This window comes from Legionella qingyii, assembly GCF_003184185.1.
This window is the reverse complement of the sequence record NZ_QHJG01000009.1, coordinates 114,672-136,749: the sequence shown is the minus strand read 5'-3', so window position 1 is coordinate 136,749 and position 22,078 is coordinate 114,672. Positions and strand designations below refer to the sequence as shown.

Genomic DNA, 22,078 nt, shown 5'->3' with positions numbered 1-22,078 from the left:
CACGTCCTTCGCGACAACGTTCAGTACGTCCTTTTAAAAATTTCTTTCGTCATAATCTCGATCCCCCCTCGCTAGGAATAGAGCAAGAACTTCTACGACTAAATCTAGACCGACGTGCAACATAACAATTAAGTTCTGAGTTATTAAGTCCGGTTCAAACATAACGACGGTTCGCGTAGTAACAAAATTTTAGTTAACTTCTTCTCAACTATGTTTTTTATTAACTCGTTCAAAGACGTAAATTTTACCCCCTAGGTGAATTAGGGCTTTGGGTCGAACCGGGTAATCGCGCAAGTCTGAACGCGCTTTTGAACGTATAAGTTCATCTTTTTAGTGATTTTGTTCCACGATTTAATAACGATCCACCATATTAAGGGCTACCTTTTCCAAAAATAATAGGTGGTTGAAACAATTGAGTACACTGTGGACCGTACGGTCGAAAACTACTTCTCAATAAACCTGGACAATAACGATAATAATGTCAGTTATTACTTTTTCTTCCGTAACGAATACGGTTAGTTTCGGTTATACCAAATCCACGGCGCCACAAATGAGCGCTAAACCTCTCCCCTCTTGTATATCGATGAATACTTTATCTTCGACCGCGCACAAAGCAATTACGAAAACACCGAAGACTAGGGTCTAATGGTAAACCACCTTATTTTCTTAGTCCCAAACCGGCACTCAATAGTTTTCTTCCATAAAATCTCAAACAATTGTGATTTTGGTATCGGTAGCCACTAAGTATTGTAATTTCAAACGTCAGTAAATGAGTTTCGCATTTACCGAAGTTGTACTAAAAAACCGGTGAGAGTAATTTGGTCAAATAAATAACCGAACCACACTCACCGACCAATAAAAATAAATTTGTTATTAAGAGCGACATCCCGACTCCGTTTTAGCTGCTCCATATTGTTGTTACAGAATATTTAAACTTCTTCCATTTCTACATAATTAACTTCGGTAACATCTATTTTAATCTTCGAGATACCCACCACTAGTTTAACTCAAAACGCGGCTTAAACGGTTTGTCAACATACCATGACATCGTTACCTTCTGGACTCAAGTACCTGATAACTACTAGAAATACCACGACATCATTTAAAAACCAGAAATTAATCACTTGCTCGAGGAGTACTCTGTTTTTAATCTTAGATATTAGGTCTAATACTTGCAGTACCTACCGTTTGATGAGTATGACATTAACTCCAATAAACACTACTGTACGGAAAAGACCAACTGAGTTAAGCAAACCATTAGGTATCTTACCCCGATAGGAGAGTAGATTGCTAAGTATACCCCCCATAAGCGCAATTTTCTCTATTTTACTTAGCTCAGACACTTTAAAATGGAGCACGAGTTTATAATCTACTCTTTCTGCATTAAGTACTCCGCGGTTATAAAGAACTTTAACTAGCTGTTTGACTGGGATTTCACGAACTTCTTAACGTATTCCCTACGCGCGCGCGAGAACTTCTGTTGGCTCATCAAAAACTCCTAACCCTTTTTTACGCGCGAAGTCAAGCTCTTCGTTATAGTCTTTAACTATTTCATAGAAGACATGAGCTAAATCTACTTCATCTTCTTTGATTTCGTAAAAATGTAACCTAACTTCTAGTAGTAAAATGGAAAAATCCTTACTCTCTAATACTTAATCGTCTTTTCCCATTTCTTTGTTAAAATGTTCGCCAAGGTTTATGACCTAACCCTGAAAACGCACTTTCACAATGATTTAGTTACTGTGCTTCATAAAGACGTTACTGTGGTCTTCGTGCGCTTAAATGGAATAGAGGTGCGTATAATCAATGAAGCTTTTGTTTATGGGATCGTTCACAGGTGGCACTACGCATATGGCTAATATATCCTTAATTTGCTAAATTACGGGTTCCTGTCCATTAACCCCTTGCTTCTTAATAACCTGAAATATGAAGACGACGGATAGTATGATTGGGTTTTGTTTAAGGTAAAAACTCTGCATTCCATCGCGAGTAATACCTTTTAAGGTTTAATTTAGGTGCGTCAGTACGCCCATTTTAAAACAACTTATAAGATCTTTGCGATGGTGCCCTACTAAACTAAGTTCCTTGTCTTCTTCTCGAAGACCTTTAACGTTACCCATATAAAATATACGTTCTGTCTTTCGCATATGCTGATAAGCGCGCTCAACTGCAAATAGCAGCTAAACAAAGAACGAACCATATACATGGATTTCTATCTTAATTATGGCTTAATTCTTACCGCTACTTTTTGTAAGAACTACTTTCGAAATTAAGATAACTCTGATGTATAAGTTGAGTTAAATGGCTCAGACAAAATCGTGCTCATGTAAAATAATAATTTTAATTAGGCTTATATGGTGAGCTTATACTAAATTTTCTGTAACTTGCTTTTGATTAGCTTCGTCCCGCCAGTACCTGTCTGCTAAACGTTAGAGTAAATTTACTCTGTATACCTCTCCTTGTTCGGTTATGGGAAAAACGTGCAATATTTTTACGTAAAGGCTAACGGATAACACTATACAAAAGACGTTCTTGTCGTCAAATACTATAATTCGTATAACTCAATGAGTGTAGACTCGTAGGCAACCCATAATTGAAAATATTTGGTAACCTACTCAGTCTTTTATCAAAATCTAATTTTCAAATAGTCGTACTATTATGCTATGGAAATAGACTACAAAATGGTTATAATCTTTTTGATCCAAATGCACGTTATTCACTCGCAGGAATAAGTAATTTTAAACTTCTACCATTTCAACGAACCTAATTGCTAAAACGGTACGTTATATTATTTGGCTAACTCAAACTAGACCTACTCTATTTTCTTAATAAGGTCTTACGAAAACGGTTTCAGACCAAACCAGTTCGACTTTTACTACCGAAATTAGTCAACCAAAATCGCCGCCCTGAATTAACCGCACTTCATCGACATAACGCGTGGATGCGGTTTATAAAGTTCGTTTAACCATAATGAAAATCGGTTCTGATATACCTTTACCGCAATTTATTATTACAGTGATAACGATTTTTCAATCACTTTAATAAACTTTAAGCGACATTAGGACGACTACTAGGGTTATCTCTTCTAGCAAAGTGACTAAACAGATAACTTTATAATTTGCTAGAGCTATGACATAGCTTAGAACTACTTCTATTTTATTAGTCTGTCATGTAGGTACGCTAATCACGATGTAATGCTTGGTTAAAAATAGTTCATTTAGTTCTACCTGTGGTATTTGGAATATAAAGAGATTTTAATTTGTCGTTCTAATAAGGACCACACGGTTTTGGTGTAGGATACAAACTTTAGAAACAAATAAGAGGTTCTAAACTTCCCCAAGTGAACGCAACACCGTTCCAACGAGCGCCTCCTAATGCAACCAGACTAGCTTCTCTCCTAAAGGCATGTCTTTATGAACCAAACTACTTTCGCGTCGTTCAGTTCTTGAGTCATTAACAAGGATCACCGCGGTTCCCACCAAAACATGGGTTTAAAAATGGACATTTGCCATGCGCTCTTCTTTATTACCGACTTCCCTAGCCGACAATAGTTAATAAATAAGCACCAGAAGAGCTATAATGTCTGTTAATACAACTTCCATTCCATCAATTTGGTTTATTACAGCAGACGATACTACTCCTACTAGGGATGGAACAACAACGCCGTCTATTTCCATGGCGTTGCAAGAGACTATAACGATTACGATAAAGAAATCTCATACCGAAAACCAACCCTCTACGAAAACGTAGTCCACCGAGTTAGCCAATACTGGTATTCTTTTACCCCTAATGCCGGTTTCCACGTACCCTTAGTCACTTTGCTGTGAAAATACTTAACTTATATCTGTAACTTTTATTACTAAAATGACAGCACCCATAACCGCTATACCGACCTCTACAAAAACCATTACCATACAACAATAGTTTTGTGTAGTTCAACCAACCCCGGAAATTGGTATAAGTATAAAAACAGCTAGGACTAGGACTACGTCTTCGGTCAAAGTTTCTCGCACTCGCAAATAAGGTAAACGGTGCAAGTTTAACCTGACTAATACTATTTTTTGAATAAAGGTTCCCGCCACCACATAAGTTAGCATTACGGTTTAGGTAGGGACAGTCATTCCTTTACGTTCGACAAAAGCCTTAATTTGTCTTACTTTAACTTGGGTTACTCAATTAATTTCGCTAAAATTTTCGGTTTCAACTAAATGAAACCTCGCGTCCTTAACCATGTATACAATTCCGGTCATGACTTAGTTTGCGATTACAACCACTGGCTTGGTTACTATGTTGATCTCAGTTACGGTTTGTTAATGCAACGTTTCAACACCCACTCCCGCCATTGAATCCTAATTGGGTTAACCGTGCACAACTTATGAGTAATTTACCGCCTTACCAAATATGGCTGAAATAACTATTAAGACCACCACAATTAACAAGACTATTTCTTCATTTATAATTCTAAGAAGAATTGTCATAACAACGTCAACCACTAAATTGAGGTTTTGTTGCATTACTTAACAATTAACTTTACTGACTACTTCATTCATTTAACCACGAAGCACTGTTAAAGAATGTTTGTGCTCGTTAATCAAATAGACGTAGTGTCGGAGAAGTCCGTAACCTAGATGTTTCAGCGATATAGTCACTTAATCTTGCTTGGCCTTTTTAACTAGCATTAGACCTTATGAACGGTCTGCTATTCTAATAATACCTTGCGTTTAATTACCCATTTCCGGACTACGCAGGTTCATAACGGCATAATTACACAATGTCATTTTGTTAAGAATTTCTCGTTTAAGACCGGAGACCACAAGGACTTCTTCCCATATACTGAGTTAAAAATTAATCAAGTAAAGGGTTCGGAAACGTTCTCGCTAAATCGTTCGTTTACGTTAGAGTAGGTGATTCTTCTCTTTATTATCGTTGGTTCAATTCGTTATAATATCATTTACTCTACCCGAAATGAATGTAAATGTCTAATGTCCTACTTTGACCACGAGGACAAAGTCGCTAACATTCTCGAATGCAGTAATGAGCGAGACATGAATTAAATCTTAGACAAACCTTCGTTTAACTCCTTAACCCGTGCTTCTAGTCACGATTTTTCGTTCATCTTTACTACTACGAAATACGATCTAACCGCGCTGCATAATGTGCAACCAAGAACGCATCAGTCGCATCTTGACAACTATAAAGGCTCCAACATTTTGAGATGAGCGTTCCTTAACAACTCAACTTCTACAGGTATGGTCGTTAGAATTTACTTCTTGCTGCCCATTTTATATTACTCCTCATAGTTCCCGAACAATTACTTCCATAAGGTGGTTGTAATCGTGTACTAAACTGACATTGGGCTCCGAATAAACGACGTTGGCTGTAATATCTTTAGCGACTATTCTCTTTATACTTTCAGCGAGTCCAACGACTTTAAATAAAACCTCATCCGCTCAAGAACCTAGAACGTACCTAATCTTTTGTTTAATAATACGTAGGCTCACTTTTAGTAACCCTTAGGAACAGGTCTCTTCGTAATGCTCTACTAAACCTAACCGTTGTCGCAGTTGAGTGACGACCTGAATAATTGATACTGCCACTCTTGGGGCTAAACGTCCGTGCAGAACGAAGAACCCCTCTCAGAGTAGCGCGTAATTATGTCGCAACCGCGAAATAAAATCGTCTAGACTTTCGTTCGAGCCAAGATTTGATATGCTACAAGAAACAACGTTAGTCTCTCAACGAACTAGACTGCGTTTGATGCAACGTTAGCATACTCAATCAACTCGTTCTTCGTATTATAATCAGACAAGTACAACCAACCCGGAACCGAGTTGGTTGTACTTGAAACATATATGTTCTTCTAAAATAATACATTCACCTAAACTATTTCATTGACTACCTAACCAGTTAAGATAACTGACTAATACAGGAAGTTCTTTATGGCAGACGAGTAAAGGAAAGTTATATGAATGACGTTAATTTATGGCGGGTCCGAAGTCTTAGCTTTTCAGTTGATTGACTGGGTCAAGACAAGGGAGACCTAAAAGTTTATTAAAAACAGGTCTTATCTAGAAAACTAGACAGTATTAAAGTATTTCAAAGTAAACCACAAAATTCCATCGAAATATCACGTAAGCACGTTATTAAAGGACTGGGAATATCGTTGGGAATAACTTTAACTACATACCTCAAAAAACGTTTAGCTCGGACACACCATTTTTGTTTGGAGCTCTAAGCCCTATTTAAAGATAAACAACAACTATATCGGAATTTCATACGGTCCAATTTCTTGGTTCTTTAACAAGAAAAGAGTATTTTGCTAGAACCTAAAGTACACGTACGAGTCGGTCGTGATCTTTTTATATCTTAGGTAACGGATTTACTATTTATGTTCTCGCCCGTAACATACATACACGTATTTCTCGTAATCCTTTTTTGAGACATAGCCCTTATTATAGAAGAACTAAAACCTCTATTTTAGGTTTTTAAAATTTAACCCGCAAACTGAATTCCGATTGTGCCCTATTATCTCGTATAAATGAATTACTTACTTATCAGCGAAGAACATTTAGAAGTCCGTCATAATTGAACTGAGGAACGGTCAATTATTATAGGTAGTTTCGCTCCTAGGCAGGAAATTCTAACGTGACACGAGGAACTTAGTAAACATATAGTCTATTCCTCGGATTCAGTGTTCAATTAACCGGAACTTCTTTCAGTTACCGAAATAAAGGGAGTTGTAGTTATCGTCTATCTATTCTATTTAGTTTATTTATTAAGAAAACTCCGTTCTCGAGATTGAGTAATAAGTTCCGAAATTTCCATCAATTCCGAGACAATAATTAATTTACACATTTTCAGCATGAGTAATAAGAATGGATTTTTTGTCAATGAAAATATAATACCTATTGACGCTTAGTTTTAGAATTCTCAAAAAGATTAAGAAATTTGAGTGGTATGCTTTACATAAAATTTACTTTTAAATTACTAAAGGCAAATGTTTCTGTCATCACATAGTAAACAGACATTATTCTAGTGTTTCTCTAAATTGTACAACCTATAGTTCCTTTTTCGTTTTGAACGTACCGTAACGGCAGCCCCTTACGACCTTAATCTGGAATAAAACGTTGCCAAAGAACTTGTAGTTCACCTAGTAAATAGTTGTGTTCTTGAACGACGAAAATTAAGTAATAATTCAACATGACTAGGTCTCGACAAACGAACCAATTACCCGGTACTTCTAGGAGTTCTATTTCTCAATTTTCTTTAACAGTGATAATAGGCTTTATTATTAACTCGGTCCTTTCAGTTTTTAAATAAATGCAAACTAAAATCACCATATAGAGTAATGTTGATAAAATTAAGAAAAAAGTAGGTATATAGATAACTAGTTTGATTAAAACGACCCAGATTAAAAGCAAAATAACATGTAACTAACCCAATTAGTTTCAGGCACCAGTAGTTAATTTTTTTAAGTTAAATAACCATTATTTACCTAAAACCTTTACGTTTTTCCATTATTTCTTAGTATATGGGTTCGGCATCAAGATTAAGTATTAGGAAAAAAAGTTGAATAACTTAAACATTTAAGGTTTGTTTTTTTTGCTTAGCAAAATAAAGAACTAGTTTAATGCTTAGTAGTTAATGCGGACGATGTAGAGTTTTATTCGGTTTCATCATATATTAACTTGTATTCCATGTTTATTTCTGGTTAGTAAATTTATTACCTTAATACTCCTTCACTACTCATTTCTTTGAAGAATGTCACTACTCCTGAACTAATTAAACCGCTCTGTTCCACTGTACCTTCGAATATTAGACAACAACAGCGCAATATTGTTATTTTATGTTGTTTAATAAGTGAATGTATAAGTTCTATCTCGTTTACGATCACTAGACCGTGTTCTTCATAATTAATTTCATATAGCGATGAATGTAATAAAATTTCTTTTTACAGCCAAAAGATGTACCAACATGGCTTAATGAGTTTTATGTTAATTTTTAGTGATAGCACGACGATTAGATGCATACCTAGACCTTCGACTTATACGACTATTAATAATAGGGAGTCACGTCGACAGAGGTCTTATAAATAATTAATTATAGCTTAAACCACTTGTTAACCTCGATCAAGAAAGATGAAATAGTTTTCTCAATGCAGAAACAATACGATACATATAGGATCTACCAGTTAGAATACTTCTGTAACGTTTTTTCTACCTAACGGGTTAGCCTTGTCACGCAAGAGCATAAAAATCCCGTGCTTTTGATTAGTACCTTAGTTATTCAGTTAAACAAATTATCTGTAAAGAAGAAAGGTGATAATACTATACTTGCGTTAAAAACTAATAAATAATTAGTCAATGAAAATATTTATAATACTTCTCAATTTAAGTACGGATTAGGAGACCTTTCTGCAAATCTTTCAACAGCACTATTTGAAAATGCCGAAATATATCTTTTGCTTGTACTTTGTTACTAAGACGTTGTTGATTGTTTTCAACTACGCATAATATTCGCAAGTAAGCTATTTAGTTGGATAGTAGGGGTCCGTTAACATCTTCGAATACTTAATAAACAACTCGTAGATCAGTTTCAATTTTTACCACTCGAAAGACGTCTTGTCCGTAATGTTTTTTAAGTTCTCTGATGGAAATTGTCTTTTAATCCATAACAGAAAATATTATAACGATTCCGTGACCTTTACCGAAAAACCCGATATCGTTGAGGACAAACGAATAAAACACGATGGAGTCATTGGCGTGGGTTAGGTTAAACACCTGATTCAAATCGTTAGGAAAAGTGACGTGATTACTATTTTAGTTATTTATTTAAAAAACTTACGTAACTACTAAAGTTTAGAACATGAGCTAACAAACTTCTTCTACTCGCTCTTGCTTCGAACCATAGTAAAAAATTTGGTCTGTAAAGGAGGTGTGTCCTTAATTCTCAGCGTTCAAGTGTACGCGTTAACAGACATCTATACTGAGGTTATATACCAATCAAACCCTCTACTTTAAATAAAATAAAAATTACAAAAAAAAGTTAACCAATGTAGTAGAAATTATCAGGAAAGTTAATACTATATTTTGCGGGACTAATAAATGATCCCAGACAACTGTTAAAGAGGTAATCGGATGCAAGACGCGAAATACGCGCCTTAGGTCATTTTGGTGTAATTTTTATCCATGTAGAATCACACAGAGATATAACGGGCGCGTATTTTTTGCCCTTTATTCTCCTTAATTTACTTTACAGTTGCCTGAGATTAGTTTCGGCAACAATAAAAAAGAAGCAATTTAATTCCCTACTTAATACTGATCAAGTAACCTTTATGCAAATGTTCTTACGCTATTTTTTTAACTACGTGAAATATTTCCTCACCGCGACTTACTTCTTTAACTTTTTGTTAATTTTTGTTAATTTCGAATAATAGTGTTTAATATATAACTACGCTAACTATTTGTTCGTCTTTTTCTTTCGTAATTTTATATACTCGAGGAACAATGACCGGAGCTTCCTGATTTTTTGCCCGTCGATTTTAGACTCCTGCACAATTTTCTTGAACTACTTTATTTTCGTGAATCTTTTAGTTTGTATCAAGAACTTTTATAAGAGTGAAGTAATCTTAATGATACAACCCGATGCGAAAGTCCATATAAGAAAAGAATAACACAAAATAACCGCGGAGGTGACCATCGTCAATTAGGAAAAAAACGAGAACGATATGATTGTTAACGAACGTACTGCCGTTAGATGAGTTGTCGCTTGAAAAAATTAACATAACTACTTAAATTTAGTACATGAGTACAACTCGTCCTCAAATTTGCTCTTTTTTTTAATTATAGTAAAAAATTCACATGCGGTGGAAGACTCAGTGGGAGATTTCTTAAACTCAACTTACTTATAAGGTTTCTTCCCGTTGACGTCCATAATTATTTGATTGTTTGAGTTAAATGAGATGTTTATGAACTGTTTTACTTCGGTCCTATTTCTAACTATAATAGGACCCGAGTCCACTTTATAGTAAAGTTGCTCCTATAAATCAATTTAAAAATCTAAAAGAGACGTATATAAGTTGTTTATTCGACGATTATTTTTTTGTATACTATTTTACGATTGTAAGTTAACTTGAGATTTTCTTGAAAATACGACCTTTCACTGGCGAATTAGTCATGAGTTTCATGACGGAGCCTTCTCCGGTAACTAGCACGCTAATCTGGGGATTCAGAAGCACTCATATATCCCGTCCTACGGCACTCAAGCGTCTACGTCTAAAAATAACTACGTCGGTTTTTCGCTTTCCTACGGAACCTAGTACAAAATTAGAAACCAGGAGGACCGGAACCATTTTGATGAAATCGGTTGTAATAACGGGTACTTTACCCACAATTAAACGCAGTTTGTAGTCCAGGACACTAACTTGCACGTCCACTGTAACGTCGTTATGAATGGTTGGAAGTTCGTTTACTACATGAGAAGTAACTACTTTAAGTATCTGAATCGGGACATTAACTTCTTTATGAGATAGGACGTTACCTTCTAATATTTGACCTATAGTACTAACCACTCCCCGGACGGCGTGCGAGATAGTTTGACCTTAACGGCGGAAAATGGAACTAACCTCGTTGTTGGGCTCGACCCAATGAATGAAGTGGGGAGTCTCTAGCTAAACCATAACACGTCGCAGACCTTATAATAAGACAACTAAGTAATTGTGTTTAACAACGTGCCAGCCGTGTTAATGAATTACATTTTTGATTTGGGCTTCCTCGTTTTCTTTAACGTAACTCCAGTTCTCCGTGTGGTGCATAACGTTTAGCAAACAATGCTGCTCAATCTCTAATACGCCTTCAATTTCCACCGCCGTAGTAATTACAACTATATCGCGTTTTTCGAGATCTTTACAACCTACATCTGTTTATACCAAAGCTAGAGTACCTATCCTTTAACGACAATCGTCATTAACTTGTTAAATTACCTCCAGGCCATCCTCAACTATCGTATCGGCGTCGTTAACCACTCCTTTTCCCGTGTTAGCTTCTGCAAAACCTTGGTAAAAATTATGTTGTTCCTAAGGAATACGCGTGTGGTTCTCCATCTTATCGGTGTGGTGCTCGCATGGTCGTAAAACCAAATTTGTGACACCTTGTCCTAACTAGTTACCTACGATGTTGGCACGTAGTTGTTAGGAAAGCACAAATGCGACTTCTGCATCTGATGTACCCTTAACAAATAGTACGCTTGATAGAAACAATAAAACTCGCCCGAGCTTGTCTTTACAATTCCGTTTTATTAAATTAAGACAGACTAAATTACTTTGTCCTATGAGAAAAACGATATATGCTACGTGTACAAGCAATATTTCGTGGACGAGCTAATCTACTAAACAATTGTCAATTTTGAGTTCAAGTTGTTAATCCTCGAACATCAAAAAATAAACTCGTTTGGTACGTTTTAGTCGTTCCGTTTCATTAAACACTTCGATTTTAAGTTCACCATACACACCTATCGTTTGACTTTGGTTTTGCTAAAAGTGAACTAATTTCTCAACAATAGCAACGGCCGAACGTCCATTTTGATATTAGGCTACTGCTAATTATTTTATTCTAGAACCATGACCTCTATTATATTTACCCATTAGTTCGTTTACATAATTACATGAAATACGTTCGTCCAGATCAACAATTTAGTCAGTACTACAATGAGCGACGACGAAGGTAATGAAGTACCTGTAATTATAAAGTTGCGCGGACCAAAAAATTAGCATTTTTTGTCGAGTGACTAAGAAAATTAGTTTCTAAAACCCTATCGCCACTAAATTCGTCTGAAATACGTCTATAGCTATCATTAAGTCTTCTTGCTCTACCATACCGTCGATAAAAGGTACGACCGAAATTTCTTAAACATGCCCGATCTTTTGATCCGTTACATTAATAACTTGGGTAGGTTGCTCAATACGTTTAATGGGTACGTTTTCTTCGTCTTTTCGACCTTTTTGTAAATGGCAAAAAACGAAGGCAGCCGAGATAACGTGGAATGCATCCTAATAAACCATGACAAACCCCCTATTACTGGAGTAAAGTCCGTAATCCGGTACGAGTTGTTCGTTGGTAGCGATACCAGCGAGGTCCATAAAGACTTCGCAATCATCGGTGTCGAAACCCGAATAAATGTCGTTATGGCCGTCAATAACGTATATTGGCTATATGTTGCGCACGATTACTAAATAATTTAGCTAAACTGAACAAAGTCCTTCTTAATTATAGCGAATATCTTGTTGTTTTGTCACTTTGACATTCTCCCATCTTAAACTTTACTAGTCTCGTTTTTGGTTTGCACTCGCAGGGTATAGTCTTTAATTACAGCATGGAATATAGCTACATTACAACCAAAATGAACAATAGAAATACTAGTGTCGTGGTTACGATTCAGTCCCTCATTGACATCTAAACGGATTTCGGCGTTCGGTCTTAAACCGTGGATGTCTATCTCTTGGATAATAACAAAGTCACTTAGTCGTTCCATGAATAAAAGAATTATAGTCGTCGTGTGGGCGACTCGGATATCTCAGGGTTCGAAATCAACAAGCACAGCGACGTCTCAACCTTAATCGTTTCGTTAGTCCGGTTTTCGAATTACAAAATCATTTCCCCCTAGTCCCGCAACGTATACCTTTCCAACAAGTCCGTTACCGAAATGAATTCGTTCGTCCACGTCTTGTTCATCCTAACAACTGACTAAGTCTCGTTCTTTTTAGTCTCCCCGTTCGTACTATTAGCTAGGTTCAATAGCATTTGGAAAAAAACAGCGTTAACCGAACGTAGAAAAAAATCACCACTACGAAAACTGACTATTGAGTTCGGTTGCCGGACAAAATTGACGACTTTGCTTCTTGTGCGGACCCCATCTCGTTGGTTAGCGACACTTTGGTGTTTGACTTTATCACTTTCGCCAATCACAGCTATTGTTTGTCCAATACCTTTGTCAGTTAGCAAACTTTGTCCTCGCACTCGTTGTTTTTTCCCGGCTTTAATTAGCTGTTTTACTTGAGTTCGCTGTCCGACTTCGCCGTTCCGTTGTTTCTTATTTTCTTGTTGTTGTTGAACGAGCTGAATTTCTTCTTCGCTTATCTTAACGATAACGGGCATTTTTTGTTCGTCTCCTTCTTTTTTTCGCTAATTTTTTTGAACTTCTCGTTTTCCGTAACCTTCGATTCGCATAACTTCTAAATTTCTTTGTTTTTCTTCTCAACCAATTCGTTGTCTTTGACCTTCGCTTTTTCGAACGACTAAACTTATTCTTTTTTTACCGTCTCTTCCTTGTTCGACTTTTTAATTTTCTCCTTGTTCGGGCTTTTCTTTTTCGACGCGAACGTTTTCGTCTTTACCTTGCTTTTTTAGTTCGACTCCGACGTCGACGTCGTTTTGTTCGTGTTCGTCGTCTTTTACGGCGCTTCGTCCGTGCATAACGACCACTTCAACTATTTATATTTCGCGAGTAACAATTACGATATCCATCCTTGACCTATAATGGACTTTTACAACTGTCATCGAATAGTTCAGTTAAGTCTTATGCGGAACGAGGGCTACCTTACCATAACCTTCAATGAAATTGGGCATCATCGCCACTAGGTAACGAACTAGCAAGTCGCGTTTGACGATAAATATTTCGTAGTGGTGAAGGACACGGACGTCTAGTTCTTTGTAAATCAAACAAAGCGCTATATTCAAATTGGCAAGCTGGTCTTGTTCACTCCCCCATTTTGAGCACTAATTGGCTTAATAATGTGACAAAAATCATAAAAAATGCGTCGTTTAAAAACGAGAACTAAATCTTAACTGGGTTCCCTAATTAAGTCGAAATGGATATCGTTAGTTGAGAAAACCGAGTTTATTATGTAGAGTTCTTTAGCCTGTTTAATAACTTTTACTGAATTTAAATAGTCCAGTCAAAGCTTAACAAAGACCGGGTGTTCCGCGCTTGAGTGTTAGTAGTTAATCATGAAATTTTGTCGAGCCACGACTGTCACAACAATGCCCCGCACAATTGGTTCATCCTTCAGTAATACTCCACTCAAAATGAAATTGACTACGTCATCGATTACCTCGCTGAAATAATTGTTTTTGGATAGTTTAGTCGCGGTTAGTTTAGTCCGGAAATCGTGTAGTATAATCACTACTTTATATGGTTTTCAACTGTCCACTTTTCCCCTAAAAGAGATGGGCGTAACGAATATAAAGACAGGTTTCTTGATCCTCGTCATGGGTAATGAGCGAACTTCACCGACTACGCCTACCTGTATTAGGTGTTTCGAACAACTAAAGTAGGCTCGGATAATACAGAGGTCGCACCCGAGGACTACCATTTTGATAAAGGATACAAAGAAAGCTCTTTTTTGCTCGTGTTTATAAATGACAAAGTCAACTCTGTCCGGTTTCTGCAAATTAATGATCAAAGGGTCCTTAATTGCCCCGTGGACGCACCAGAGGCCTACCGTCCCTTAACCGACATCACAATAGATTTTCACCCTGTGGTTTTTATATGTCATATCTGTAGTTATGGCCCTTATACTTCGTTAACTGGAAACCACTGCGATAACTATGACTTGGTGCCATACGAGGCCTACCTTTTTCGAATAATAAATGGAGTCCATCTCCACCAAGTGGAGTTTATATAGCTAATAGAAATCGGTTACCGGTTCATTCAGCTCATTGCAAACTTCCGTTGATATTACGCGCACGAAGAATATGAGGTCTATACTTTTTATAGTAATACAACGTAGCGCTGCTGTTCGTTAAATTGTATCCTAATGTTTCACGTTCGCCACCCGGTTAACATTCGGACTGTAAGAGACCGGCGCTACTCAGAGGTAGATAACGTGGGTTACCAGCAAATTAAGATATGCGCTGGGTATTAGTTCTATTTCCACATGACCCATAGCAAAGAGACCTGCCATCTTATTCTTACTCTGAGGGGCGCGCTCTTCCTCTACATGTTCTTGGACGCACCAGAGGGATAAACCCAATTAATACAGTGCTTAATAAATACACGAACAAAACACAAATCCCAAAAATTTAACGATACGAACCTTACGCCGTCCGGTGTTCCAGCACCGTGTTTAACGGATGCTATTAAATAGTGGTTTTCGCTTTCTGTACACGATATTTATAGAAGCAAGCGCGTCCGTATTGTGTGGATTGAGCTCAAAACAATCACGAAGTTGAACCTACCTACTTTAATCCACCTCCCTTCATATAACCATACTACATTACGTAATATAGCTATAGGGAAAAAGGTCACTACCTTGAGCGAATGGAGGACAACTTTCATGATTACGTTATTTCCGTTAATTTGTTCGTAGCAGACACGAATGGAGATTTTTTTGCTTAGGTAGTCTGTTTTTTGAACGTAATGCCTACAATTAAGTATAACGTCCACTATATGTAGTTGGAAATGTACGGCATTGGGTGCAGTCACGTGTTGTGGGCTTTCCCCTGGATCCACCATTAAATAAGAAAAATCCCTTTTTGGGTCATCCCCGATTAAATGTAGTTATGACCCTGTTACCCCGACCAAAAAAAGAACCCGTTATACTACTACGCGCTTAATTTTCGTGTCGCGTCGTTAATCTTGTTTTTAATGGAACAAGTCTATAACTACGGGTCTAATTTGGACGATTTACCCGTTTTTACAGGGTATTTGACCGGAATTTTTTACAAATAGTTTAATTAGGATTACTTTGCGGATCACTATTTATAGTTCTTTTACGAGTCGATAATCAAGTTTTTGTCCGATGAATACGTCCTACGGCCAATCGACGTAACGACTTATTCTAACGTGTTTGTATCAAAAAACATGATAAGTTTTCCTTTCGAACACTAACGACAACGTTATCGACTTTGACTTAGACACTTAATCGCTACACATGTTTTGAGTTCCGAGCAGACGCCCTTTATCCACCTTAATTTATTTTCCAGTTGTATAAGATAAATCACTTGGCATAAAAGTTATATGAGTTTTCAAGAAAACACATTTTAATAGAAAACGTGGAAGCAGTTCTAAAAGGACATTACGATTGACCAGTATGTCAAGTTGATCGAACGGATAATTAAATCCTTTCAATAAAAGCTCGTCAAGGAAGAAGAAGTGTAAGAATCGTACTACGTTAGCTCACTGTCGTACCCCAAATAACTCACAACTTATCCGAAAAAACACACAAAAAAGTTTCAACAAAAGACGAAAAAGGTTCAGATAATATAAAAATAACTTTAGGAATTAGTCCAATAAGTTGACTTCACTTTTGAGGCACGAAAATAGGAATACGTTAAACTAAAATTCTGACTAATTAAGTTGTTTTTATAATTTGTCGGTAACTATTACGTTATTTAGCTTATTCAGATCAAACATTGTTTCTGTACCTCGATTTAACAAAACGTTCTCAAACTAACGAACTAGACTACTCGTACCCCGGAGTTTATTACCTTCGACAGACGCTCATAAAAAACACTTCTTCCCATATTAACTTATAAATCATCAAAGATAATAACGACCAAATCGTGAATTAAGGAGTGATTGGGTTCCATACCAAAGGAATGTTTCTATTTCTACTTCAAATATAACGAGAAGACGTACAAAGAAGTCCATTTTTAGTTCAAAAAGAAGAAGACATGAACGATAAGGGCACAAATATTGGAGTTAAAAATCAGCCAATGAAACCCTAACTATCACGAGATATTAACAAACTCCGAGTCATAGTAGTTTATGGTGTTTAAATCGAAGTACACGGAAGAATTTAAGCAGGAGTAATTCATTTTATTACTGTAAACTTTATGGTTGAAATAGTTCAACCATGTTCACAGGTTTTCCTTATAGCCATATAAGATGCAAACTGGTTTAATGACGTCAAAAGTAAACATAAATGTTAAACCAATCGTACGTATAAATAATTTATATCGAATCCTTTACCTCATAAAACTATATCTGCTACTATTAGTCACCGCTTATCCACCAACCGTCATGAGTTGTTAATAACGGCTATATACAACGAATACTTATGACATTACTGTGTAGGGAAAAGAGGCGTGGACTAAAACGTTTTGTTGGGTTCAGCCGTTTTCGTATAATATTAAACAACTTATTACCGCTCTTTCTAAGAACCAAAGCACTCCCAAGATACAACCATCACCAAGACGAAAATTCTCGTAACTATACTTGGTTCTCATCTACCCTAGTCAAAATCTTGACTAAGTTAGTTCACCCAAAATAACCAAATCGTCTCAAATGGATTTACATGTAACGCTTGTATGTAATTAGAATTCAGTGAGGTAAGAGTAAATTACACATAAATTTGAAGCTTTATATACTACTTTTCGTCTTATATTTATAACACGATATAAAATCTCCGTTAACAAATTTTTATCCTAAAAAAGGAGTTACTTTTCCTTAATATTTTTACTTATTTAATAAACGTTTCTACCCATATAAATCGAATAATTACTCACAAAGAAATAAACCAACCTGGCCTGGAACGTTTCAGTAACGTTAATGAACATACGTTTTACCAATAAAATTTCCGCCCCTCTTACGCCCATTTCTTGATCAGTTTCTGACACAAAATGGACAGCGTTACCCATTGTTTGTTAATGGTTTATGGTTAAAATCAGGTCTTGTTAACGTTGTTACGTTTTACTTCAATCGTCTTTTTCATTTTTCATTTTACGTTGTTTTTTACGTTGTCATTGTAAATTTGAGGAGTGGGGAACTCCCTCTCCTCAAAATGGAATAAGGAAAACATTACTAAGGTAGTGTCGGGGATTCTTCGCTCAACGAAGCGGAGGTCAATGACGAGACACCAGTTTTGATTCACTATCCCCTTCATATAATACACGAAGATGTCTAGGAACCCATCACTGTTGGCGAGGAACTATCTCAGATGGGTGCCGATTTTACCGTTGGTAACCGCCTTGTTATTAACCTGAACGTTTCGCCGGTCGTTTAAAAGGTTTTAATCTTTCCCAATAGCAACGAGGAAAGTTAAATAGACGTCATTAAAGAGCTAATGACTGTCTAAAAAATTTTAGTAATTAGTAAAAAGCGTCTAGCCGTAGCCTTTCAAAACGGCGTAGTACTTATTGTCCATGTTTGTTTGGAAGGAGTAATAGGTAACGATTTGGCTCCACGTGGACGAGTTTTGTAACAGCACGTGATACAAAACATAGTTTGGTACGTAAATTCCGCCCAAGAAACAATCGCCGTATCTAATAACGAGCTTGTTCCGCTTGACATTATAGTCATGGTCCGAAGGTTCGTGATTATAGACGAAGTAGTTTTTATGAATGCCCTTGTTGAAGCCGCACTCTAACTTGGTATGACAACTCGTAACGCGCAGAATGAGGCGCATCTCCAAGTTTCGGACGACCTTGAAGCCTCAAAAATAGACGAACGCGGACTTGTAGTAATGCTCATTACTGTGGTTTAAGAGGCCAAGGAAATTGACATCTATTTAGTTGTGGTTCAAAAAATCGTTCGTAAAATTGTCGACCACAACAGAACTATGCTAAAGATGATGACACAACCCGAGGTTATCACTTCAATAGAAGTTTCTAAAGTGATGAAAGAAGATTCAATGGCTGTTGACAAGGAAATAGACGTCGAAACCGTGAACAACTAAGTTTTCGATGGTTTCCGAGTGGGCAAAATTAATGTAGAGGTCCCAATGGCATATTAAACGATTATCAAGGTCTGACTCCTGTTCCATGTAGTTGATGACGAAAACGTCAAAGGTATCTTTGATTTCCAACTAGACGATGATGACATAGTGGAAGAAACTGTTTGGTAAGTACTTAGAGTCGTAGGCCATCCGGAAGTGGGTTTAGTCCATCTAACTTATATAAGTAATAATGAGGTAATACGAGTATTGCGACAAAAATTATGCACATTGTGACCCATACATAACAAAAAGGTCAACCTTTATGCCGTAATGTCATAGTATAGGTCAATGGGCAACTTGGCCTCGGTAATTGAGTCAGTATCTTAAAAGGTATTAGACACGACTTTAAAGCCGTGGTTGAGGTGTTCAAAAACGAGGGAGTACTTGCTATTGTGTTGCAGGTCAAAAGAGTTGACTCCGATCTTAACAAAGCTATAGATCACCAAATTAACAACGATGTAGTTACTGAAGTGTTCTTTAAGGAAGTAGTGGGTTAACAAAGCGACGAACAACGCAAAGCACTTATGATCGCGGGGTTGAATGATTACATTGCAGTAGTGGAACAACGTTTCATTTTGTAAATGGATCTCCTTCTCGGAGCGGTAATAGAAGGTGTCCAACAAACTGGTTTGCTATTTAAGCAAAACCAAGTTCTTTTTAATGCCCTAGACCTAATGCGTATCGGCGATTCTCATTCGGTATTCGAGCAGCACCTCTCCTCCCTTAGTGTTGGACATTTGGTCCTTATACTCGTTTATTACGAAGCCACGAAAGACTTACTACAAGTCCACGAGCTTATGGTGGTGGTTTTCCTCGCGCCTTGTGTTCACCCGTCACATCAGCGGGCGCGCAGGATAATGCGTATGCTCGCCGTACTCTTTATTAAACCAAGTACCGACCTATCTATTTAGGGTACTTAACCTTAAGTCGTTGTCCAAAGTCTGGGACATAACTGTATGGTTAACGATTAGGTCGTTAGTACCTAAGACGATCTCCTCATAGTTTTTGAGAAAAAAGTGGCTTAGCAAGAACATTAGGATGACACCGTGCCTTTTGTGGTGGTAAAAATGGCTGTAGGAGAGGTTTTTGGTGTTGTAAAAGTAGTACACGATTGAGTATTCGGTTTCGGACTCAATGACGAAGTTAATTTCATTATAGTCCGTACTCAACGAAGGAGGTATCGATAACGTGCAACGAGGTGATTTATGAGTCCATCAAGGCGTATTACTATTAGTTTTTACGATGATTAGCCAACCCAGAAGTATGAATTTATAAGTAATTGTCGAAGAAGTTGGAGAAATCTTGTGACCTAATGGTTTGAGAGAAGTAGAACTCGTAAGGTCTAGAATACAAGATATTCTTTAAGAAACTTAGCGCAATATCCAAGAAAGCCAAAACGAAAAAGTTGAAGAACTGTACCAACTATGGCCCAACGCAGTAGTCGACACCATACTAGGCTATTTGCCATTCTGTCCCGAAGCTAATTTCAGCCGGGGAGTGGTGCCGCACGAAAAAGTTAGCGTAGTGGTTATTAAACAGAACAACGTTCTTATAGTAAAGGCAGTTAAACGTACGGACATTTTGGTCGTCGATATCGAAAAACCCGTTATCAAACACTTGGTCAGACAACTAAAGACCCATGACTTTAACGGGTAACCAATAATAATTGATATTTTTGATGTCCATTGAAGGTTCATGGACGTTGTAAGTACCGGAGCATCTTTAGTGGAAGACTTCATGGTGGAAGTGGGTCCGTATGATGGCGTTGTGCACCAACTAAAGACATAACTTTCCGTTTACGTTGCGGACGACGTACATTCGTGACTCTCCGCTACCCGTGTGTATAACCATTTAGAAGGCTCAATGTACTTTTGACTGACGGCGCGAGTAGAGGTGGGGTTTTACGATTCTAAAGTCTGTAAAAATGTGGCGCAACTTTAACTCGGCGTATTAGAGCCATTATTCCGTGTTTTTGCAGAAGTCCTGCGTACCGTACTGGATATCGACGACTTTAACGAAGAACAGGTAATTAGCCTCGTATTCAAGGGTAAAATGGACAAGAAACGTTTCGCTATCGAAAAAATAGCTTTCACGCACATTCTTGGTACTAAAATATTTCAAGAAACTCGCGTCTTACTAGTACCCGTTTTCCTCCATCAACTGGCTGGTCAAAAGGTAAGAGTAAATTTTTAACTCATATACATTATAGTTTAACTCGTTGACAACGGTACATTCCGAGGAACAGTTATTTCGCAAACGTATCGTATGAGTGTTTAATTAAGTTTTTGGTCTCTTATTCATTCTTTGAACATCCGATGACTTCGTATCTCCTTGGACGCTTTACAGATTTTATGATTAGTAGTCCAAGCGCAGCGAAGTGAGTCGTAGACATAATTTCTTTCAAAAACATTATTAATGGATTCTCCTTGTAAAACTCAGTTTAACATAATATAAGTAACCTGATATCGCTAAGTAATGTACTCATGATAGTTTTTAACGTGGTAAATGGCCCAAAACAAGAAGATCTTTCATGTCTGGCAAAAGTACCTGCAATACTATAATAGTCACGAATAGGAATACTAAAATAAGTTTAGCTTGTTTTAACGGTTCTAAACGGCCCAAATAATTTCTCTTATTTAGTTTAGAATAGCGGGCATGGAAGACACCACCTAGAAGGAAAAGTTCCGCCACGAGAACCGATACAAAGTATACTAGAACCACGTTTCAATTATCCCTATCTGAGATCATATGTCGGATGTAATCTCTTATACGGAAACGACCTGAAACCTAATATACTAACCCGTTAATAACATCTAGTAGTAGTTTTTCTTTATTGTAATAAACGACGTTTATACGTAGTTAGTTGAGGGTTTCATCAACTACTTCATAACCTTGACACCTTACGGCAATCGTTCGTCGGAACACTACGCAAGTAATTTTCACTAAAATGAGGAAACAACCTATTTGTCCTAATGTACTTACGAAAAAGAAGGCATATAGTTAAAAATTTTCTCCCTTCTTCAATAGTCCAGTTAGAATGAGTTGGTAAAGTACGACGAATACTTCCTTTATCAACCCGTAAAATATTTTTTTAGACATACTTTTTGGGACACGGAAAAAGGCGGAAAGATTCCTGAGGGCGTCGACTATAAAATTCAAAAAGTGGTCTTGCAAAAGAAAAGATGCTGCTTCCTTTTGATCAATGTAGCGGTTAATTTCCCTGGTAACCTGCGAGGTGCTTACTTCGACTCCTACTACCCGATTTTTTATTTAACAGTAGAACACTTTTTTTAGCTCGGCTCTTACATTACTAGCAACTAAATAACTCTTTACTAGACCCATTTTAACGATTTAGACCGAGCCACT

The 22,078-nt window shown here is 37.1% G+C and carries 1 protein-coding gene; it reads right to left on the bottom strand.

Annotated features, from left to right (window positions below):
• Positions 1–12,740: 12,740 nt before the first annotated feature.
• Complete coding sequence (locus tag DGG96_RS07415; protein WP_110142104.1) at positions 12,741–13,151, bottom strand: hypothetical protein; 411 nt, start codon at positions 13,149–13,151, stop codon at positions 12,741–12,743.
• Between the last annotated feature and the right edge of the window lie 8,927 nt (positions 13,152–22,078).